The organism is Williamsia sp. z34 (genome assembly GCF_059553395.1).
The window spans coordinates 249397-267590 of record NZ_JCANWW010000002.1 but is presented as its reverse complement, the minus strand read 5'-3'; the positions used below and the strand labels follow the sequence as shown (position 1 = coordinate 267590).

Genomic DNA, 18194 nt, shown 5'->3' with positions numbered 1-18194 from the left:
ACATTCGGACAGGCGCACTGCATAACGGATTTAGCGCCACCCTGCGTTGAGCATTCCGGCGCCGACCAAAACCGATGGCCCACGGAGCTCGTTGTCGTTCTCGCCGACGGTGACGGTCACCGCTCCACCGGGAACGTTCACGACCACCGCACCGGTGCTGCGCCCGACCGACCGCAGCGCGGCATTGGCCGCCGCGACGGTGCCGGTACCGCAGCTGCGGGTCTCCCCCACGCCGCGTTCGTGCACCCGCATCGACACCTCACCGACCAGCGCACCGTCGGCCGGTCCACTCAGTGGCGTCATCAGTTCGATGTTGACGCCTTCGGGAAAGTCGTTGTGGTCAAACGAGATCGGCGCGGTGAGATCGATCGCCTCGAGACGCTCGAGGGTCAGGCCCTCGACGACACAGGCCAGATGGGGATTGCCGACGTTGACCGACAAGCCCGAGTACGTCTGATCGCCGATGGTGGCCTTGCTTTCGCCGCCGGTCCGGGCCCGGCCCATCAGCACACTCACATCGGCCGTGGATTCGGTCAGATGGTGGACGGTCACCTCGCGGCCACCGGCGCGTGAGCCGACGGTGAAGGTCCGCCCGGTGACCAGGTCATGTGCGGCGAGGTAGTGGGCGAACACCCGCACCCCGTTGCCACACATTTCCGCGACCGACCCGTCCCCGTTCCGATAATCCATGAACCAGTCGTTCTCGGCGACACCGGAGGGAAGCGCCGCGAGCACCCCGGCACCGAGAAGGGCCCCTGCGGTGGCCACCCGGAGTACGCCGTCAGCACCGATACCGCGGTGCCGATCGCAGAGCGTGGAGACGAAATCCGGTGTCAGGTCGAGTTGCACGCCGGCATCGGGCAACAGCACGAAGTCGTTCTCCGTACCGTGCCCCTTCACAAAATCAACACGCCCGAACATCTGGTCAAGACTACCCGCACCGGACCCCGTCCGATTCTCACCGGCCGGCGGCACGCAGCGCCTGCCCGAGCAGATCGGGTGTGGCCGCATCGAGCCAGTGCACCCGCGGATCCCGCCGGAACCACGACCGCTGCCTGCGCACGTATCGGCGCGTCCCGATAAATGTCAGTTCCTGCGCCTGGGCGAGGTCGTACTCCCCGTCCAGGGCGGCGATGACCTGCGAGTAGCCGATGGCCCGCGCGGCGGTGACGCCCTCGCGCAGGCCGTGCGAGAGCAGCACCTGCACCTCGTCGACAAATCCCTGCGAGAACATCTGTTCGGTCCGCAGCGCGATGCGCGCGTCGAGTTCTTCGGTATCGCGGTCGAGCGCGATGATGGTTGTGCCCCAGCGTGGTTCACCGATGGTCGGCGCCGAGGCGGCGAACGGTCGACCCGTCAACTCCACCACCTCGAGCGCGCGCACGATGCGCCTGCCGTCGGTGTCGAGGATGTTGCGGGCGGCCTCGGGATCGACCTCACCGAGCCGATCGTGCAGGGCCGGCGAGCCCACGCGTTCGAGCTCGGCCTCGTAGCGCCCGCGGACCTCCGGATCGGTGGCCGGAAACTGCCAGTCATCGAGCAACGCCTGGATGTACATCATCGACCCACCGACCACGACCGGTGTTCGCTCCTGCGCCAGGAGCGCCTCGACGTCGGCGCGCGCGGCGTGCTGGTAGCGGGCCACGGTGGCGGTCTCGCTGACGTCGAGGACGTCGATCTGATGGTGCACGATGCCGCGGCGCTCGTCGGCGGGCACCTTTGCGGTGCCGATGTCCATCCCTCGGTACTGCTGCATCGCGTCGATGTTCACGATGTCGCCACCGAGGGCTTCGGCGATGTCGAGGGCCAGATCGGATTTGCCGCTGGCCGTGGGTCCGATCACGGCGATGGGGTTCACCATGTGAGGTCACCCGGCGTCGGATGCGCCGGCGTCAGATCCCACAGCGCAACGCTGTACCCGACCCCGAACGGTGCTCCGGCATAACGTAATTCGGAGGTGACCTCGTATCCCTGGGTCGCCGCCGCGGCGACCTGCCATGGCCCCCTGCCGTCCACACCGAAGAGTTCGCACTCCGGTTGATCGAGGGCGGCAAGCGCCGCGCGGTCCCCGGAACCGAGTGCGTCGTCGATCGCTGACTGGAATCTCTCGGAGCCCTCGGCGGAGCCGCCGGGAGCCTTGGGACCGAGCGTGCCGGCGCCATCGGCGACCACCAGCAATCCGACCGGATAAGACCGGGTTGCCAGGTATCGGGCCAGCACGTGCCCCTGTTGCGCGCAGGCCGACGGGCCACTGGAGCTGAACACCAATTCGGTGGTCAACCGGATCTCCGGATCGACCTGGCCACGCAGCCATCCACCGATCAACAGCGAGAGTTCCATCTCGGGGTCGGCCTGACCGGACGCCTCCGGGACCAACTCCACCTGGACATCCACGCCGAAGCCGGCAAAGGTCCCGCGCGCCGCGACCGGCCGCGCCGGATCGCCTGCTCCGACGAGCACCCATTCCCGACACCGGGTGGACAGATCGGCGCATACCTGCAGGCTCGCGGCCCGAACAGGCAACAACTCCGGTACCTGTGGCCCGGACAGTTCGGGGACCAGAGCAGGCGCGGAGGGCACAAAGGCGGCGGCGATCAACACCTTCGCAACGCTAGTCGACCGACGGTACTGCGCACCGCCGACACCGTCCCGGTCGCGAATCCACCACTCATTTGTCGGCGACTGTCCCCACCCGTGCCGGTGACCTGCTTCAATGGTTGTGGGCGGTGGGCGTGAACCACCGTCGGCATCAGATGTGACTGGCAGCCGTGTCGCGCGGCAGGGATAAGGAATGACATGACCGACCACACGCCGCAGCCGGCAGCCACCGACAACCCCACCCCGACTCCGGGCCCCAAACCAGGCCCCAAGCCCGGTCCCCGGCCCGGCCCGCGGCCCGGCCATCACCCACCCGCCCATCCTCATCCCGCACCTGTCGAACCCGGTCGGCAGGCTTCCGACCCGTCCGAGTTCGGCCGCGTCGACGAAGACGGTGCGGTGTGGTTGAAGAACTCCGCAGGCGAGCACCAGATCGCGTCCTGGCAGGCCGGAACCGCGGCCGAAGGTCTGGCCCACTTCGGTCGCCGCTTCGACGACCTGGTCGTCGAGGTCGAGTTGCTGGAGGAACGCCTCGACGCGGGCACCGGCGATCCGCGCAAGACCAAGATCGGCGCCGCGGCGCTGCTCGAATCACTTCCGACCGCCGCGGTCATCGGCGATGTCGACGCCGTCGCCCTCCGTCTGCAGGCCATCATCGACTGGGCCGAAGGCGCCGCCGAGAAGGTCAAACACGAGCGCGACGAATCCCGCGCCAAGGCCGTTGCCCGCAAGAACGAGTTGGCCGAAGAGGCCGAGGCCATCGGCGCCGAATCCACACAGTGGAAGGTTGCCGGCGACCGGATGCGCCAGATCCTCGACGAGTGGAAGACCATCAAGGGCGTCGATCGCAAGACCGATGACCTGTTGTGGAAGCGCTACTCGAAGGCACGCGACACCTTCAACCGACGGCGTGGTGCCCACTTCGCGGAGATGGACCGCGAGCGAGCGGGCGCCCGCGCCCGCAAGGAAGAGCTGATCGCGGAGGCCGAGGGCCTGTCGTCCTCCACCGAGTGGGCGGACACCGCGGCCAAGTTCCGCGAACTGCTCGTCCAGTGGAAGGCTGCCGGACGCGCACCCCGCGACCAGGACGACGCACTGTGGAATCGATTCAAAGCCGCCCAGGACGTTTTCTTCGGTGCCCGCAACGCGGCATCTTCCGAACGCGATGCGGAGTTCGAGGAGAACGCCGCAGCGAAGATCGAGCTCCTCACCCGCGCCGAGAAGACGATCGATCCCGAAAGTGACCTCGAGGCGGCTCGTCGCGACTTCCGCACGATCCGGGATCAGTGGGACGAGATCGGGAAGGTTCCCCGAGATCAGATGCACTCACTCGAAGCCCGCATCAAGGCGGTGGAGAAGCGTATCCGCGATGCCGAGTCGGCGCAGTGGGAACGGACCGACCCGGCTGTGAAGGCTCGCGCCCAGCAGTTTGCCGACCGCGTTGCCCAGCTCGAAGATCAGGCGGCAAAGGCAGAGGCGAACGGCAAGGACAGGGATGCCCGCAAGCTCCGGGAACAGGCCGAGCAGTGGCGTGAGTGGGCCCGCGCGGCCGAAGGCGCGATCAACGACTGACGTTCGCGAAGACAAGAAATGACCGGGCCGATGGCCCGGTCATTTTCTGTATCGTCGATGTTCTCGCGCGCCGGTCAGACGTCTTTTCTGGGATGCTTGGTAGCCGACTTGCGCTGCAGTGCAATCGCTTTGAGCTCCTGCGCGGCCGCATCATCGCGACGTTGCGCCTCCAGGGACAACTGCACCGAGGTGCGTACCCACACCACCCGCGACCAGTGGAAGGTCAGGACGAACATCGCAAGCCAGCCCACGACGAGTCCGGCGCCGACACCGCTCGGGGGTTCGAAGCCCGATACGCCCGGGGTGTTGCGCGACCACCAGGCCAGCATCCCCGCCACGCAGCCCACGGCACAGCCGCACAGCGCGATCCAGGCCAAGAACCAGCGCCGGGTGAGCAAAGCCAGCGTCGAGAAACCGATGCCGAAGACCAGCTGGAGCCAGACCGAGATCCGCGAGGTGATGGTGACGTTCTCCGCCGCGGCCTCGGAGTTGAATGTCAGCACTTCGATACCGCTGACCGAACCGGTGTGCGGCAACACCATCGACAGCATCAGGACCAGCACTGCGCCGGCAACCACCAGGGCGCGGGCACCGGGGTCTATCTCCCCGGCGACCTTTCGCTCGGCTTTGCGCAGGTCGCCTTCGAACTGCTCGAAATCATCGTCTCGGTTGTTGCTTGCCATCAGATCTCACATCCCGAACCGCAGCCGGATTCGACCGGCGCTTCCATTGGTTTTCCGATTGTCGGCAGACCCAGACCCACCCCGATCGGCGGGGTCTGCGGTGTTGTTCCCGCGGCATGGGCGTCGCCCGCGCGGGTGCGGCGGTGATTCCGCACACCGGAGTCGGCCAGCAGGTAGTGCGGTGCCGCGCCGGTCACCTCGGTGTCGATCAGGTCACCGGGACGGATCGCGGGGTCGCTGGTCTCGAAGTGCACCAGCCGCCCGTCGCGGGCACGTCCGGTCATCCGACCGGAATCCTTGCGCCCGTCGGCGGTCACCAGGACCTCGACCGGGCTTCCGATCAACTTCTGGTTTTCTTCCAGACAGATCCGGTCCTGCAGGTCCGTCAGACGCATATAACGTTCCGAGACAACCTCTTTCGGAACCTGGTCGATCATGTCGGCGGCAGGTGTGCCGGGCCTCGGTGAGTACTGGAACGTGAAGGCACTGGTGAACCTCGCCTTGGCCACCACGTCGAGGGTTGCCTGGAAATCCTCTTCGGTCTCCCCGGGAAACCCGACGATGATGTCGGTGGTGATCGCCGCGTGCGGCATCGCCTCACGGACCCGTTCGATGATTCCGAGAAACTTGGTACTCCGGTAGCTGCGTCGCATCGCCTTGAGGATGCGATCCGAACCCGACTGCAGTGGCATGTGCAACTGCGGGCACACGTTCGTGGTCTCGGTCATCGCCTCGATCACGTCGTCGGTGAACTCGGCCGGATGCGGAGAGGTGAAACGGACCCGTTCGAGACCTTCGATCTCACCGCAGGCGCGCAGCAGCGATGCGAACGCCCCGCGATCGCGGCCCATCTCCGGGTCGGCGAATGACATCCCGTATGCGTTGACGTTCTGGCCGAGCAACGTCACCTCGAGCACACCTTCATCGACAAGTGCCTGCACCTCGGCGAGGACGTCGCCGGGACGCCGGTCGACCTCTTTCCCCCGCAGCGCGGGAACGATGCAGAACGTGCAGGTGTTGTTGCAGCCCACCGAGATCGACACCCAGCCGGAGTACGCCGACTCCCGCTTGGCGGGCAGCGTCGACGGGAAAGCCTCGAGCGAATCGATGATCTCGACCTGCGCGACCTCGTTGTGACGGGCCCGTTCGAGAAGCACGGGCAGCGAGCCGAGGTTGTGCGTGCCGAAGACGACGTCGACCCACGGTGCCTTCTGGACCACGGCGGCGCGGTCCTTCTGCGCCAGACACCCACCGACGGCGATCTGCATCCCCGGGCGCCGGACCTTGACCGGGGCCAGGTGGGAGAGATTGCCGTACAGCTTGTTGTCGGCGTTCTCACGGACTGCGCAGGTGTTGAAGACAACCAGGTCGGCCTCGCCGTCGGCGTCGGCGCGGACGTAGCCCGCTTCCTCGAGCAATCCGGAGATCCGCTCGGAGTCGTGCACGTTCATCTGACATCCGTAGGTGCGGACCTCATAGGAACGAACTTCGGCGGTCTGGCCGGCGGTACTGTCCGTGGCCTGCGGATCTGTCAACGAGATTGTCACCTGCCCCAGCGTACTTGCCATCGCCGACCTGGCGAAATGGCGCCGGTCAGCTGCTTATTCCACCGCTTGGGATCGGTAACCGCCCAGTACCGGCGCCGAACCGTAGCCGGGGTTGCGCAGTCGAGCGCCACGTCATACCAATAAGGTCGGTATTCATGACAGCATTTTCGGACGGTCCGGACGCCGCGAAGTCGGCCCCGACATCTCAGGCCGGCGCCGCGAACACCATGATCAGCATGAAGAATGTGCAGAAGCATTTCGGTGATCTGCATGTGCTGAAGGACGTCCAGCTCGACGTCCCCGCCGGCCAGGTGGTCGTGGTCCTGGGTCCCTCGGGATCCGGCAAGTCCACTCTGTGTCGCACGATCAACCGCCTCGAGCCGATCGACAGCGGCGAGATCTGGATCGACGGGAGCATCCTGCCGAGCGAAGGCAAGGCACTGGCGGCACTGCGCGCCGATGTCGGCATGGTCTTCCAGTCGTTCAACCTCTTCGCGCACAAGACAATTCTGCAGAACGTCACCCTCGCGCCGATCAAGGTCCGCGGCAAGGGCAAGGCCGAGGCCGAGAAGCGCGGACTCGAACTTCTCGAGCGGGTGGGTATCGCCAGCCAGAAGGACAAGTACCCCGCGCAGCTCTCCGGCGGTCAGCAGCAGCGGGTGGCCATCGCCCGTTCGCTGGCGATGGAACCGAAGGTGATGCTCTTCGACGAGCCCACCTCCGCCCTCGACCCCGAGATGGTCAACGAGGTGCTCGACGTGATGGTCTCCCTGGCCAAAGAAGGCATGACCATGGTCGTGGTCACCCACGAGATGGGTTTTGCCCGCAAGGCCGCCGACCGCGTGATCTTCATGGCCGATGGAGCCATCGTCGAAGACGGCGATCCCGAGACATTCTTCACAGCGCCCAAGTCCGACCGGGCCCGTGACTTCCTCGGCAAGATCCTGGGCCACTGATGAGTCAGACGAGTACCGCACGCCCCACAATCCGAACCCGGCCACGACGACTGACCACGCTGCTCGGCCTCGCGCTCGCCGCGGTGGTGGTCACGACCGGGCTCGCCGCCTGCGGCAACACCAATCCACGCAACCTGCTCGAGTCGATCCAGAACGGTTCGGTGGTCGCCGGCACAAAGTTCGATCAGCCCGGGCTGGGCCTGCGACACCCCGACAAGTCCTTCACCGGATTCGACGTCTCGGTGTCCGAGTACGTGATCAACAACATCGCCGAGACCAACGGCTGGGAAAAGCCGAAGATCAAGTGGCGGGAAACACCGTCGGCGCAGCGCGAGACCCTCATCGCCAACGGTGAGGTCGACATGATCGCGGCCACCTACTCGATCAATGCGGCCCGGTCCAAGAAGGTCGCCTTCGCCGGTCCGTACCTGATCAACTATCAGGGTCTGCTGGTCCGCGAAGACGATGAGGAGATCCAGACCCTCACCGACCTGAACAAGGGCAAGAAGCTGTGTTCGGTGACCGGTTCGACGTCGGCGCAGAACGTGAAGAACCAGCTGCCGAACGTCCAGCTACAGGAGTTCGATTCCTACTCGTCCTGTGTCGAGGCCCTGCGCCGCGGCAAGGTCGATGCGCTGACCACCGATGAGGCGATCCTCGCCGGGTTCTCCAACTTCTATCCCGGCGAGTTCAAGCTCGTCGACATGACCTACCCGAAGGACGCCTGCGCGGGCAGCCCGAAGTCGCTCAAGAAGGCCGGGACCCCGTTCTCCACCGAGCGTTACGGCATCGGTCTGGCCAAGGAGTACCCGCAAGCAGTGGCAGCGGTCAACGAAGCGCTCGTCAACATGATGACGCCGCCTCCCGGCGGTGGACCCTCTGCCTGGGAGCTCGCGCTGCGCGAGGCGATCGGCGATTCCGAGGTCGACACGATGATCGCCCGTGCCGATACGGCCGACTCCAAGTACACGTTCGTCCCGACACCGGCTGATCTGGCGTTCCTCGACTCCACGTCCACGCCATGCCCGGAAGGACTCTCATGAGCGAGCTGTGGTCCGACATCGGACCTGCCCTGTGGCCGGCTTTCTGGGTCACCATCCAGTTGACGTTCTACTCCGCCATCGGCGCATTGATCTGGGGAACGATTCTCGCGGGCATGCGGGTGTCCCCGGTTCCGGTCATGCGTGTGTTCGGCACCTGGTACGTCAACATCGTCCGCAACACCCCGTTGACGCTGATCGTCATCTTCTGTTCGGTGGGCCTGTATCAGAACCTCGGCCTCGCCCTGGCGCCGGAGAACGAGAACTTCGTCGAGAACAACAATTTCTGGCTGGCCGTTCTCGGATTCGTGCTCTACACCTCGACGTTCGTCTGCGAGACCCTGCGGTCGGGTTTCAACACCGTGCCGATCGGCCAGGCCGAGGCCGCGCGCTCGCTGGGATTGCCGTTCTCCAAGGTGTTTTCCATCATCGTGTTGCCCCAGGCCCTGCGATCGGTCATCGGCCCGATGGGCAGTGTCCTGATCGCCCTGACCAAGAACACCACCATCGCCTCGGCGATCGGTGTCGCCGAGGCCTCACTGCTGATGAAGGAGCAGATCGAGAACCACGCTGATCAGGTGGTCTGGATCTTCATCATCATCGCCGCCGGATTCATGGTGATCACACTCACCGAAGGCTTTGTCTTCGGTTACCTGGCAAAGCGATTGGCGGTCAAGCGATGAGCAGCGCAACTGTTCTGTACGACGCACCCGGACCGAAGGCCCGCAGACGTAACCTCTTGATCGCGATCGTGTTCGGCGTGATCCTGCTCGCAGCGTTCGTCTACGTGATGATCGCCCTGGGGGACAACGGTCAGCTCACCGCCGAGAAGTGGGATCCGTTCATCAAGGCCGACACCTGGACCACCTACCTGTTGCCGGGTCTGTGGGGAACGATCAAGGCCGCGGTGCTCTCCATCGTGTTCGCCCTGATCCTCGGAGCCCTGCTGGGCATCGGCCGGCTGTCCGAGCACCGGTGGATCCGGATCCTCAGCGGCGGCACGGTCGAGATCTTCCGCGCCATCCCGGTGCTGATCCTGATGATCTTCGCCTACTACCTGTTTGCCGAGTATGCGGTCTTCCCCGCCGAGCAGCTGGCGTTTGCGGCCGTGGTCACGGGCCTGACGCTGTACAACGGTTCCGTGATCGCGGAGATCCTGCGATCGGGCATCAATTCGTTGCCCGCCGGACAAGCCGAGGCCGCCCATTCGCTCGGCATGCGCAAATCCCAGACCATGCGCATGGTGTTGCTGCCGCAGTCGATCACCGCAATGCTCCCGGCATTGATCTCGCAGATGGTCATCGCGCTCAAGGACAGCGCACTGGGATACGCCATCGGCTACATCGAAGTGGTGCGGTCCGGCATCCAGTCGGCATCGTTCTACGGCAATTACCTGCCGGCGCTGGTGGTTGTCGCCATTGTGATGATCATCCTCAACTTCGGGTTGTCGACACTGGCCACCGTGGTCGAACGTCGGGTCCGGGTGGGCAAGCGCAAGGGCACCGTCGGCAAGGTGACCATCGAGGACGACGCGATCACCGCAGATCGCTGAGTTCGGCCTTCACCAGATCGAACGCCAGCGACGGCGCATAGCCGCGACGAGCAAGCATCGCCACCAGGCGGCGCATGTGCTTGTCGCGGCTTTCGCGTTCTGAGACGTCCTCGGCGCGGAGCCTTGCGGTCTTGCGGCGGAGCAGTTCTGCGGCACGCTCACGCTCGGCGTCGTCGTCGACCTGGCTGACGGCCTGCTCGATCACCGTGTCCATGACGCCCTTCTGGCGTAGTTCATGGCGCAGTGCGGTACGCCCCTTGCCGCTGTGCAGGTGGCGTGAGCGCACCCACTGGTCGGCGAAATCCGCGTCGTCGAGCAGTCCGGCGCGTTCGAGCCGCTGCATCACAGAATCGACTTCGGTCTCCGGAAAATCTTTGTCCTGCAGCCGTCCTCGCAATTCGGCCCGGCTGCGCGCCCGGACACCGAGCAGTCGGAGCGCGGCATCGTATGCCGACGCGCCCGTACCGCCGGCTGCCCGGTTGAACCCCGGGGGCGCTGCGTCCGGCGTCGACACCGACTCGGGTTCGACGACCGGCTCCGCCGCCGGTGGGGGGTCCACAGATACAGGTCGGGAGAGGATCTCCGCGGTCGCCGATCGCAGCTCGGCGATGTTGGCGCGGACATCCTCTCCCCCAGGGTCGTTCACCTGTTGTTGTTCCTTTAGAACTCGACCGGTGCCGGTGCGACGGCGTCATCTGCGGTCAGCACTGCACCGATTCCGAGCTTCTCTTTGATCTTCTTCTCGATCTCATCGCAGGTCTCGGTGTTCTCGAGCAGGAACTTACGTGCGTTCTCCTTGCCCTGGCCGAGCTGTTCACCCTCGTAGGTGAACCACGAGCCGGCCTTACGGATGAATCCGTGCAGCACGCCCATGTCGATGATCGAGCCTTCTTTGCTGATGCCGTGGCCGTACAGGATGTCGAACTCGGCCTGCTTGAACGGCGGCGCGACCTTGTTCTTGACCACCTTGACGCGGGTCCGGTTACCGACCGCGTCGGTGCCGTCCTTGAGGGTCTCGATCCGGCGGACGTCCAGACGTACCGAGGCGTAGAACTTCAGCGCCTTACCACCGGTGGTGGTCTCCGGCGATCCGAACATGACGCCGATCTTCTCGCGCAACTGGTTGATGAAGATCGCAGTGGTGCCCGAATTGCTCATGGCACCGGTCATCTTGCGCAGCGCCTGGCTCATCAGACGCGCTTGCAGGCCGACGTGGCTGTCACCCATCTCACCTTCGATTTCCGCACGCGGAACCAGCGCGGCCACCGAGTCGATCACCAGGATGTCGAGCGCACCGGAACGGATCAGCATGTCGGCGATCTCGAGCGCCTGCTCACCGGTGTCGGGCTGCGACACCAGCAGTGCGTCGGTGTCGACACCCAGCCGCTGGGCGTAATCGGGGTCGAGTGCGTGCTCGGCGTCGATGAACGCCGCGATGCCGCCGGCCTTCTGCGCATTGGCAACAGCGTGCAGGGCCACGGTGGTCTTACCCGAGGATTCCGGGCCGTAGATCTCGACCACGCGGCCACGCGGCAGCCCGCCGATACCCAGCGCGACGTCCAGCGCGATCGAGCCGGTGGGGATGGTGGCGATCGGCTGGCGGGCGTTCTCACCGAGTCGCATCACCGAGCCCTTGCCATAGTTCTTGTCGATCTGGGCCAAGGCCAGGTCGAGTGCCTTCTCGCGGTCTGGTTGGGCTGCCATTTTTTCCCCTAGTGGTTTGGCCGAGTTCTCGGCGGTGGTACCGCCGGTCTGGCGGGAGCGAGCTTTTTTTCGCGTGTTCGGCATCTCTTTGCGCACTGACATCACGCTAGATCAGCCCTCTGACAATCCGGCGAACCCGCGGTCCGCCGGTGCCGACTTTTCCCATCGTTGCTTGCCCACCACTCTAGGCGAACATCTGTTCGAGTCAACCACCGGCGGGTACGACACGCCGGGTGAGAATCCGGGAACGGGCTTTCTACCAGCGATTGCGAGGGACGTCGAAGTCCCGGCACAGGGCCACCCACACGTCGCGGGGATCCACCCCGGACTCGAGAACCTGCGCTGCCGTCTTGCCACCGAACTCGATGAGTGCGTGGTCGACGAGCATCGAATCGGCCGTGGCGGCGCCGAACTCGGTGGTCAAGAGTTCGGTGAATTCGGTGAGTCGCACGCCGTCAAGGCTAGCGAAACAGTTCCCGACCCGCCGCCCGGGTACACAACGCAACCGGATCGAGGACATCACCGTTGCTCTCACCCGCCCGGCGCGCGGCAGCGGCAAATGAATTGTTCTGCAATATTTTTCGGATCGCCGACGACATCGCCCCGACGGTCGGCGGACGGACGACCTCCGCGCAACCCCATCGCCGGGCCCGCTGCGCGAGCTCCCACTGATCCCCGCCACCGGGAACCAGCACCTGCGGTACCCCGGCGAGCATCGATTTCGCGAGCATCCCGTGGCCGCCACCACAGATCACCAGTGCCGCCTCGGCCAGCAACTCGTCCTGCCTGCCGTGCCCGGCGAGGGCCCAGGCGGGCAGTTCATCGACCTGCGGGGCCAAGCCGGAGACCACGGCGCGCACCGGTGTTCCGAGCACCTCCGGGTCCAGCGCCATCAACGCCGATTCGATCAGACCCACCGAGCCGGTGGCCGCGGTGGACGGCGCGATGACGACCAGGGGCGCATCGCCGGGAGGCCGGTCGAAGATCTTGTCGGTGGGCTCCCACAACAGGGGGCCGACCACCTCCGCGCCGACAGGCCAATCCGGGCGGGGAACCTCCAGAGCGGGCAAGGTGGCGATCATCCGGGCGGCGGGTTCGGGAGCCCGCGGCGGCAGTCCCATCCCGGCCCGCGCGGCTTCTCGTTGTCGCTCACCCTGCCGGATCGAACGTGCGGTGGCCGCTCGCATCAATCCGTCCCGCAGCCGCCCTGACAAGCCGGTACCCGGTTCCAGCCCGCTACCGATGGGCGGGAGTCCCGCCGAGGCCCGGTAGAGCGGATGCGGGGAGAGTTCGATCCACGGCACACCCAACGGTTCGGCTGCCCATCCCCCGCACACCGTGATGACGTCACAGATGACCAAGTCGGGACCGAAGTCGGCCAGTTCGGGAATCAGTGCCCCGCACATCCGCGCCGCGCGGGCGCTGAGCTTGGCGCCGGCGTCGCCGTCGTCATCGTCGGTCTGCGCGGCGAGCCCGGGCAACTGCCGAACCTGCAGGCCGCGCAGTGCGGCCGCTTCGGCCCAACCAGAGCCGGTATAGACAACGGGCGAAAAACCGTTGCGCTGCAACAGGTCTGCGAGAGAAAGCATGGGAAATGCATGACCGGCGTCCGAGCCGGCCACCAGGGCTATCCGCAACTACGACTCCTCGCCTGCCGGTGGCACCGTTACCTGCCGGTGTTCGTCGGACTCTTGTCGGTACTCGCCCACTTGATCACCGCGATCACACCGATCACCACGAGGCCGATCACCAGAATTGTGAGCAGGCCCTTCACCAGCGCCATGATCAGCCCGAAAGCCAACCACACCACCAGAACCGCCAGCAATACCTTCCACCACATGTCATCCTCCTCGCCTCGACGTCCGTGCCACCAACGGTGCCAGCACAGCACGCCGTTGTCACCGGAGAACAGGCAAGATGGGGGGAAGTTCAGGGACTACCCCGAGTCCGGCGGTCAGTTCGCCTGGGGCTTCTCGACGTTGACCGACGGCGCCGCCGGTTCGGCGGCAGGTGCGGCCGCGGACTCACCGGCAGCCAACGATTCACCTGCCATGGAGGCCCGGATCTGTTCGAGACGGGAATGCCCGGCCATCTGGACGCTGGCCTGCTGGACCTCCATCATGCGACCCTGCACCGAGTTACGGGAGAGTTCGGCCGACCCGAGTGCGTTGGCGTAGCGACGTTCGATCTTGTCGCGCACCTGCTCGAGGTTGGGGGTGTTGCCGGGCGCGGCCAGCTCGCTCATCTGGTTCAACGACGCCGAGACCTGCTCCTGCATCTTCGCCTGCTCCAGCTGGCTCAGCAGCTTGGTCCGCTCGGCGAGCTTGTGCTGCAACATCATCGAGTTCTGCTCGACCGCATGCTTGGCCTGTTCGGCCGCCTGCAACGACTGATCGTGCAGCGCCTTGAGATCTTCGACGCTCTGCTCACCGGTCACCAGCTGCGCGGCGAAAGCCTCGGCGGCATTGGTGTATTCGTTCGCCTTGGCGGTGTCGCCGGCCGCGGTCGCCTTGTCGGCCAGGGTCAACGCCTGGCGGGTGTTGGCCTGCAGGCGCTCGATGTCCTCGAGTTGCCGATTGAGCTTCATCTCGAGCTGGCGCTGATTGCCGATGACCGCCGCGGCCTGCTGCGACAGCGCCTGATGTTGACGCTGCGCATCTTCGATCGCCTGCTGGATCTGAATCTTCGGGTCGGCGTTCTCATCGATCTTGGCGTTTCCGAACGCCATCAAGTAACGCCATGCCTTCACAAACGGGTTAGCCATTGCCCCTGCCTTGTCTTCAGTCCGATTCCGAGCAGTCCTGCACCCAATCTATCGTCTGAACCCGCGCAGTGACACCGGCGAAGGTCAGGCGGCAGCCAGAGCCGATGCCGGCTGCGGTATGACAACCTTCGTCTCGGTCGCGATCGATGCGCGCCCGGACGGCTGCGCAGCGTGGTCCAGATCGGTCCGGAGGGTGTCGCGGACGTCCAGCAGAACGTCGGCGATCTCTACCTCGAGCGCATCGCAGATCGCGGCGAGCAGTTCGCTCGACGCCTCTTTTTGGCCGCGTTCGACCTCGGACAGGTAGCCCAGGCTGACCCGGGCGCTCGTCGATACTTCACGCAAGGTGCGGCCTTGATCCATCCGAACCCGCCGCAGGCTGCCACCGAGTGCTTCCCGCAGGAGTATTGCCATATGAGTCCTCCTCGACACGTCAGTCTGTCCAACGCAGTACGGCCCGAGAACGTTCCCGGTCCGTGATCGGCGTTCAATCCTGGAGATCGTGGGTCCGCTTCCGTCGCTGCCGCGGGGTGCAGCACTCCCACGAACTCAGTCGAGCCAATCGAGCAATTCACCGATCGACCGTGTGCACGACATTAGACGAATATCCCACCGGTCGCCCCGCAGCGACATGCCCACGACCTTGGTGTCGAATCCGGCGTTCCCGACCGGATGACCGGAGCGCGTCCGGGCAGACCGCAGAACACCGTCCCCGGGGACTTACCGTCCTGAGGATCAGGGCCGGCCACCCCCGTCAGGGAGATCCCATACGTCGCGCCGCACCTTTCGGCCGCACCGATCGCCAGCTCCTCGGCGGTTTGCTCCGCCACCGGACCGAACTTCTCCAGCGTCTCGGCCCGGACACCGGCAAGCCCCGCCTTCAGATCGGTTGCGTAGACGATCAGTCCGCCGCGGAGCACTACACTGGCGCCGGGGATTCCCGCGATCATCGCGGACAGCAGGCCCGCCGTGAGCGACTCACCGGTGGCCACCGTTTCGTCCCGGCGACGCAATTCCGATACCAACCGCGCAGCCGGTTCCCCGGCCAACGGATCGGTGCTCACCGTCCGGAACGATCGCCGGGATGGCCGGACCGCTCGTCCCGGCGCAGCGTCGCCGCATCCCGGCGACGCTGGGCCCGTTTGGCGAAGGCCTGCCACACGTAATCGATCCCGGTGACAACGGTTGCCACCAGCGCGGCACCCATCAGCACGACCGCGACCCAGTGCAGCGGACCCGACAAGGGCAGCACGTAGAGGCCGATCGCAAAGACCTGCAGAAGTGTTTTGATCTTGCCGCCGCGACTGGCCGGGATCACCCCGTGCCGCAGGACCCAGAAGCGCAGGACCGTGATCCCCAGTTCCCGGGCCAGGATCACGCCCGTGACCCACCAGGGCAACTCACCGAGGATCGACAGACCGATCAGCGCCGAACCGATCAGCGCCTTGTCGGCGATGGGATCGGCGAGCTTTCCGAAGTCCGTGATCAAACCGCGCTCTCGCGCGATCCGGCCGTCGTAGTGGTCGGTGATCGCGGCCAGCGCGAAAACGCCCCACGCCAGCGTTCGCCACCACGGGTTGTCGCCACCGTCGATGAACAGGATCGCAACGAAGACCGGCACCAGCACGATCCGGAAGATCGTCAGGATGTTGGCCAGGTTGAGGATGGGGACCTCTTCGCTGACGAGATCCGAAATCGGATCGGGCTCGGCGCCGGTGACCTCGCGGCGCAAACGATCAGCCACGCGATGCACCCTGCAGCGCCGAATCGTTATGCCCAATACCCACGTGCTCAAGGATAGGTTGCCCCGCCTGTGACGAAGGCCCGGGGTACACAGGTATTACTGTTTCACGCATGGCATCTGACAACAGCTCGGCCAACGAGCCTGCTGCTGCAACCGATTCGAAGGTCGAGGCGACCGTGCGCCGGGCACGAACCTCGGACGTGCCGCGCATCAAAGAACTGATCGACCAGTACGCGGGCAAGATCCTCCTCGAAAAGAATTTGGTGACGCTGTACGAGGCGGTCCAGGAGTTCTGGGTCGCCGAGATCGACGGCCGGGTGGTCGGGTGCGGAGCTCTCCACGTCCTGTGGGCAGACCTCGGTGAGATCCGTACCGTCGCCGTCGACCAGTCGATGGCCGGGCACGGCATCGGCCACCAATTGGTGAGCCGGCTGCTCGACATGGCGCGGCAACTCCAGCTGAGCCGGGTGTTCGTGCTCACCTTCGAGACCCGCTTCTTCGGCAAACACGGATTCGTGGAGATCGCCGGCACGCCGGTGACCGCCGAGGTGTACGAGGAGATGTGCCGGTCGTACGACGCCGGCGTCGCCGAGTTCCTCGACCTGAGTTTCGTCAAACCCAACACCCTCGGCAATACCCGGATGTTGGCCACCCTCTGACACCTGCTCGTCCGACCCAAACTCTTCCGACCGAAAGAAGCACCGTGGCAACGTTTCTCGTCGAGTACACCTTCTCCCCCAGCACCGCGGCCATCCGCGACGAGACCCGGCCGGCGCACCGCGCCTGGTTGTCGGGCCTGTGCGACGACGGGATCCTGAAGGCGTCCGGGCCCTTCCCGGACGGCCTCGGCGCTCTGCTGATCTTCCGGGCAGAGGACGAGGCCGCCGTGAAGGCCCTGATCAAAGATGATCCGTACGTTCCGGTCTCGGCAATCGACGCCACGTCGATTCGGGCGTGGAACCCGGTGATCGGACCGATCAGCGACTAGTCGGGCGTGCCCCCGGAGGTCAGGGACTCCGCTTTCCGGTCGTCGGACCGCGTCTTGAGGAGGCTGGCCACCGTGGTGATCACCAGGGTCCCGAGGATCACCGACAGCGACAGCGGGGTCGATATCACCGGCACCGAGACGTGTTCACCACCGTTGATGAACGGCAGGGTGTTCTCGTGCAGCGCGTGCAGCACCAGCTTCACACCGATGAAGCCGAGGATGAATGAGAGTCCGAACGACAGGTACACGAGCTTGTCGAGGAGACCACCGAGCAAGAAGAAGAGCTGACGCAGCCCCATCAACGCGAAGGCGTTGGCGGTGAACACGATGTACGCCTCTTCGGTCAGACCGTAGATCGCCGGGATCGAATCCAGCGCGAAGAGCACGTCGGTGAAGCCGATCACGATCAGCACCATCAGCATCGGAGTGGCCATGCGCTTGCCGTTCTCGATGGTGAACAGCTTGTCGCGGTCGTAGGCGTCCGAGGTACGCAAGAACCTCTTGACGAACTTCTCGACGCCGCCCTCGACCTCCTCCTCGGTCTTGTCCGGGTCGTCGGACTCACGGAGCAGCTTGATGGCGGTCAGGATCAAGAACGCGCCGAACAGGTAGAAGACCCACGAGTAGGCGCTGATCGCCGCCGCACCGACAGCGATGAAGCCGCCACGTAGGACGAGGGCGATGACGATACCGAGCAACAGCACTTTCTGCTGGTACTCCCGCGGTACCGCGAACTTGGCCATGATGATGATGAACACGAACAGGTTGTCCACCGAGAGCGCTTTTTCGGTGACAAAGCCCGCATAGTACTCGGTACCCGAACTCGACCCCCACTTCCACCAGACGAATCCGCCGAAGATCAGCGCGATGGTGATGTAGAAGGCCGACCAGAAGCCGGACTCTTTGAGCGAGGGTGCGTGTGGGACCCGCACATGGGCGAAGAAGTCGAATACGAACAAGCCCAGTATCACCAAACAGGTGACGATCCAGACGGTGGGCGAAACGTGCACGAGTGCAGCCTCCAAGCTGTCGAAGAAAGGTAAAAA

The 18194-nt window shown here is 65.2% G+C and carries 22 protein-coding genes; 7 read left to right on the top strand and 15 right to left on the bottom strand.

All coding sequences use genetic code 11. The features are described from left to right. Positions 1 to 30 precede the first annotated feature (30 nt). Genes dapF through AC51GT_RS05565 form a run of 3 tightly spaced genes read right to left on the bottom strand, consistent with a single transcriptional unit; the run spans position 31 to position 2601 of the window. Positions 31 to 921: a diaminopimelate epimerase gene (gene dapF, locus AC51GT_RS05575; protein WP_496325234.1), complete on the bottom strand. Its 891-nt coding sequence runs from the start codon at positions 919 to 921 to the stop codon at positions 31 to 33. Between the two features lie 37 nt (positions 922 to 958). Then, complete coding sequence (gene miaA / locus AC51GT_RS05570) at positions 959 to 1861, bottom strand: tRNA (adenosine(37)-N6)-dimethylallyltransferase MiaA (protein WP_496328144.1); 903 nt, start codon at positions 1859 to 1861, stop codon at positions 959 to 961. Beyond that, a complete protein-coding gene (locus tag AC51GT_RS05565; RefSeq protein ID WP_496328143.1) occupies positions 1855 to 2601 on the bottom strand; it encodes a class III extradiol ring-cleavage dioxygenase family protein in 747 nt (248 codons plus the stop codon). The genes miaA and AC51GT_RS05565 overlap by 7 nt, the downstream gene beginning before the upstream one ends. A gap of 195 nt (positions 2602 to 2796) precedes the next feature. Between AC51GT_RS05565 and AC51GT_RS05560 the strand changes: the two genes are divergently transcribed. Then, positions 2797 to 4170 (top strand): DUF349 domain-containing protein, encoded by a 1374-nt coding sequence (locus AC51GT_RS05560; RefSeq protein ID WP_496328142.1) that lies wholly within the window; start codon positions 2797 to 2799, stop codon positions 4168 to 4170. Between the two features lie 74 nt (positions 4171 to 4244). On the opposite strand, the gene AC51GT_RS05555 is transcribed toward AC51GT_RS05560, so the two are convergent. Both AC51GT_RS05555 and miaB read right to left on the bottom strand, forming a co-directional pair. Beyond that, positions 4245 to 4853 (bottom strand): Rv2732c family membrane protein, encoded by a 609-nt coding sequence (locus AC51GT_RS05555; protein ID WP_496325238.1) that lies wholly within the window; start codon positions 4851 to 4853, stop codon positions 4245 to 4247. Continuing rightward, positions 4853 to 6421 (bottom strand): tRNA (N6-isopentenyl adenosine(37)-C2)-methylthiotransferase MiaB, encoded by a 1569-nt coding sequence (miaB, locus tag AC51GT_RS05550; RefSeq protein WP_496325239.1) that lies wholly within the window; start codon positions 6419 to 6421, stop codon positions 4853 to 4855. The genes AC51GT_RS05555 and miaB overlap by 1 nt, the downstream gene beginning before the upstream one ends. Positions 6422 to 6627: 206 nt before the next feature. Between miaB and AC51GT_RS05545 the strand changes: the two genes are divergently transcribed. From AC51GT_RS05545 to AC51GT_RS05530, 4 genes are read left to right on the top strand one after another with little or no spacing between them, the layout of a single operon-like run. Then, positions 6628 to 7356: an amino acid ABC transporter ATP-binding protein gene (locus AC51GT_RS05545; protein ID WP_496325462.1), complete on the top strand. Its 729-nt coding sequence runs from the start codon at positions 6628 to 6630 to the stop codon at positions 7354 to 7356. After that, a complete protein-coding gene (locus AC51GT_RS05540) occupies positions 7356 to 8399 on the top strand; it encodes a glutamate ABC transporter substrate-binding protein (RefSeq protein WP_496328141.1) in 1044 nt (347 codons plus the stop codon). The genes AC51GT_RS05545 and AC51GT_RS05540 overlap by 1 nt, the downstream gene beginning before the upstream one ends. After that, on the top strand, positions 8396 to 9079 hold the full coding sequence (locus AC51GT_RS05535) for an amino acid ABC transporter permease (RefSeq protein WP_496325241.1): 684 nt from the start codon (positions 8396 to 8398) through the stop codon (positions 9077 to 9079). Before AC51GT_RS05540 ends, AC51GT_RS05535 begins: the two co-directional genes overlap by 4 nt. Then, positions 9076 to 9948, top strand: coding sequence for an amino acid ABC transporter permease (locus AC51GT_RS05530; RefSeq protein WP_496325242.1), 873 nt, complete (start codon positions 9076 to 9078; stop codon positions 9946 to 9948). Before AC51GT_RS05535 ends, AC51GT_RS05530 begins: the two co-directional genes overlap by 4 nt. Here the strand turns inward: AC51GT_RS05530 and AC51GT_RS05525 are convergent. The 9 genes from AC51GT_RS05525 to pgsA all read right to left on the bottom strand — a co-directional run bounded on the left by AC51GT_RS05525 (position 9932) and on the right by pgsA (position 16160). Then, entirely contained in the window at positions 9932 to 10507 is a 576-nt protein-coding gene (locus tag AC51GT_RS05525) for a regulatory protein RecX (protein WP_496325463.1), read from the bottom strand. The two genes, AC51GT_RS05530 and AC51GT_RS05525, sit on opposite strands and share 17 nt — an antisense overlap. A gap of 101 nt (positions 10508 to 10608) precedes the next feature. Continuing rightward, a complete protein-coding gene (gene recA / locus AC51GT_RS05520) occupies positions 10609 to 11652 on the bottom strand; it encodes a recombinase RecA (RefSeq protein ID WP_496325243.1) in 1044 nt (347 codons plus the stop codon). A gap of 256 nt (positions 11653 to 11908) precedes the next feature. Then, complete coding sequence (locus AC51GT_RS05515; RefSeq protein ID WP_496325244.1) at positions 11909 to 12103, bottom strand: DUF3046 domain-containing protein; 195 nt, start codon at positions 12101 to 12103, stop codon at positions 11909 to 11911. Positions 12104 to 12113: 10 nt separating this feature from the next. Continuing rightward, positions 12114 to 13289 (bottom strand): glycosyltransferase, encoded by a 1176-nt coding sequence (locus AC51GT_RS05510; protein ID WP_496328140.1) that lies wholly within the window; start codon positions 13287 to 13289, stop codon positions 12114 to 12116. A gap of 29 nt (positions 13290 to 13318) precedes the next feature. After that, entirely contained in the window at positions 13319 to 13492 is a 174-nt protein-coding gene (locus AC51GT_RS05505) for a hypothetical protein (protein WP_496325246.1), read from the bottom strand. Positions 13493 to 13606: 114 nt separating this feature from the next. Further along, entirely contained in the window at positions 13607 to 14416 is an 810-nt protein-coding gene (locus AC51GT_RS05500; protein WP_496325247.1) for a PspA/IM30 family protein, read from the bottom strand. Positions 14417 to 14500: 84 nt separating this feature from the next. Further along, positions 14501 to 14830, bottom strand: coding sequence for a helix-turn-helix domain-containing protein (locus tag AC51GT_RS05495; protein WP_496325248.1), 330 nt, complete (start codon positions 14828 to 14830; stop codon positions 14501 to 14503). 182 nt (positions 14831 to 15012) lie between these two features. Beyond that, a complete protein-coding gene (locus tag AC51GT_RS05490) occupies positions 15013 to 15480 on the bottom strand; it encodes a CinA family protein (protein WP_496328139.1) in 468 nt (155 codons plus the stop codon). Beyond that, the gene (gene pgsA / locus AC51GT_RS05485; RefSeq protein ID WP_496328138.1) at positions 15477 to 16160 is read right to left on the bottom strand and encodes a CDP-diacylglycerol--glycerol-3-phosphate 3-phosphatidyltransferase; all 684 of its coding nucleotides are present in this window, start codon (positions 16158 to 16160) and stop codon (positions 15477 to 15479) included. The genes AC51GT_RS05490 and pgsA overlap by 4 nt, the downstream gene beginning before the upstream one ends. 110 nt (positions 16161 to 16270) lie before the next feature. Here pgsA and AC51GT_RS05480 point away from each other — a divergent pair, with 110 nt between their 5' ends. Continuing rightward, positions 16271 to 16819 (top strand): amino-acid N-acetyltransferase, encoded by a 549-nt coding sequence (locus AC51GT_RS05480; protein ID WP_496325251.1) that lies wholly within the window; start codon positions 16271 to 16273, stop codon positions 16817 to 16819. A gap of 44 nt (positions 16820 to 16863) precedes the next feature. Continuing rightward, positions 16864 to 17148 carry a YciI family protein gene (locus tag AC51GT_RS05475; protein WP_496325252.1) on the top strand — a complete coding sequence of 95 codons (285 nt, stop codon included), beginning with the start codon at positions 16864 to 16866 and terminating at the stop codon, positions 17146 to 17148. On the opposite strand, the gene AC51GT_RS05470 is transcribed toward AC51GT_RS05475, so the two are convergent. Next, entirely contained in the window at positions 17145 to 18158 is a 1014-nt protein-coding gene (locus AC51GT_RS05470) for a TerC family protein (RefSeq protein WP_496325253.1), read from the bottom strand. The two genes, AC51GT_RS05475 and AC51GT_RS05470, sit on opposite strands and share 4 nt — an antisense overlap. Between the last annotated feature and the right edge of the window lie 36 nt (positions 18159 to 18194).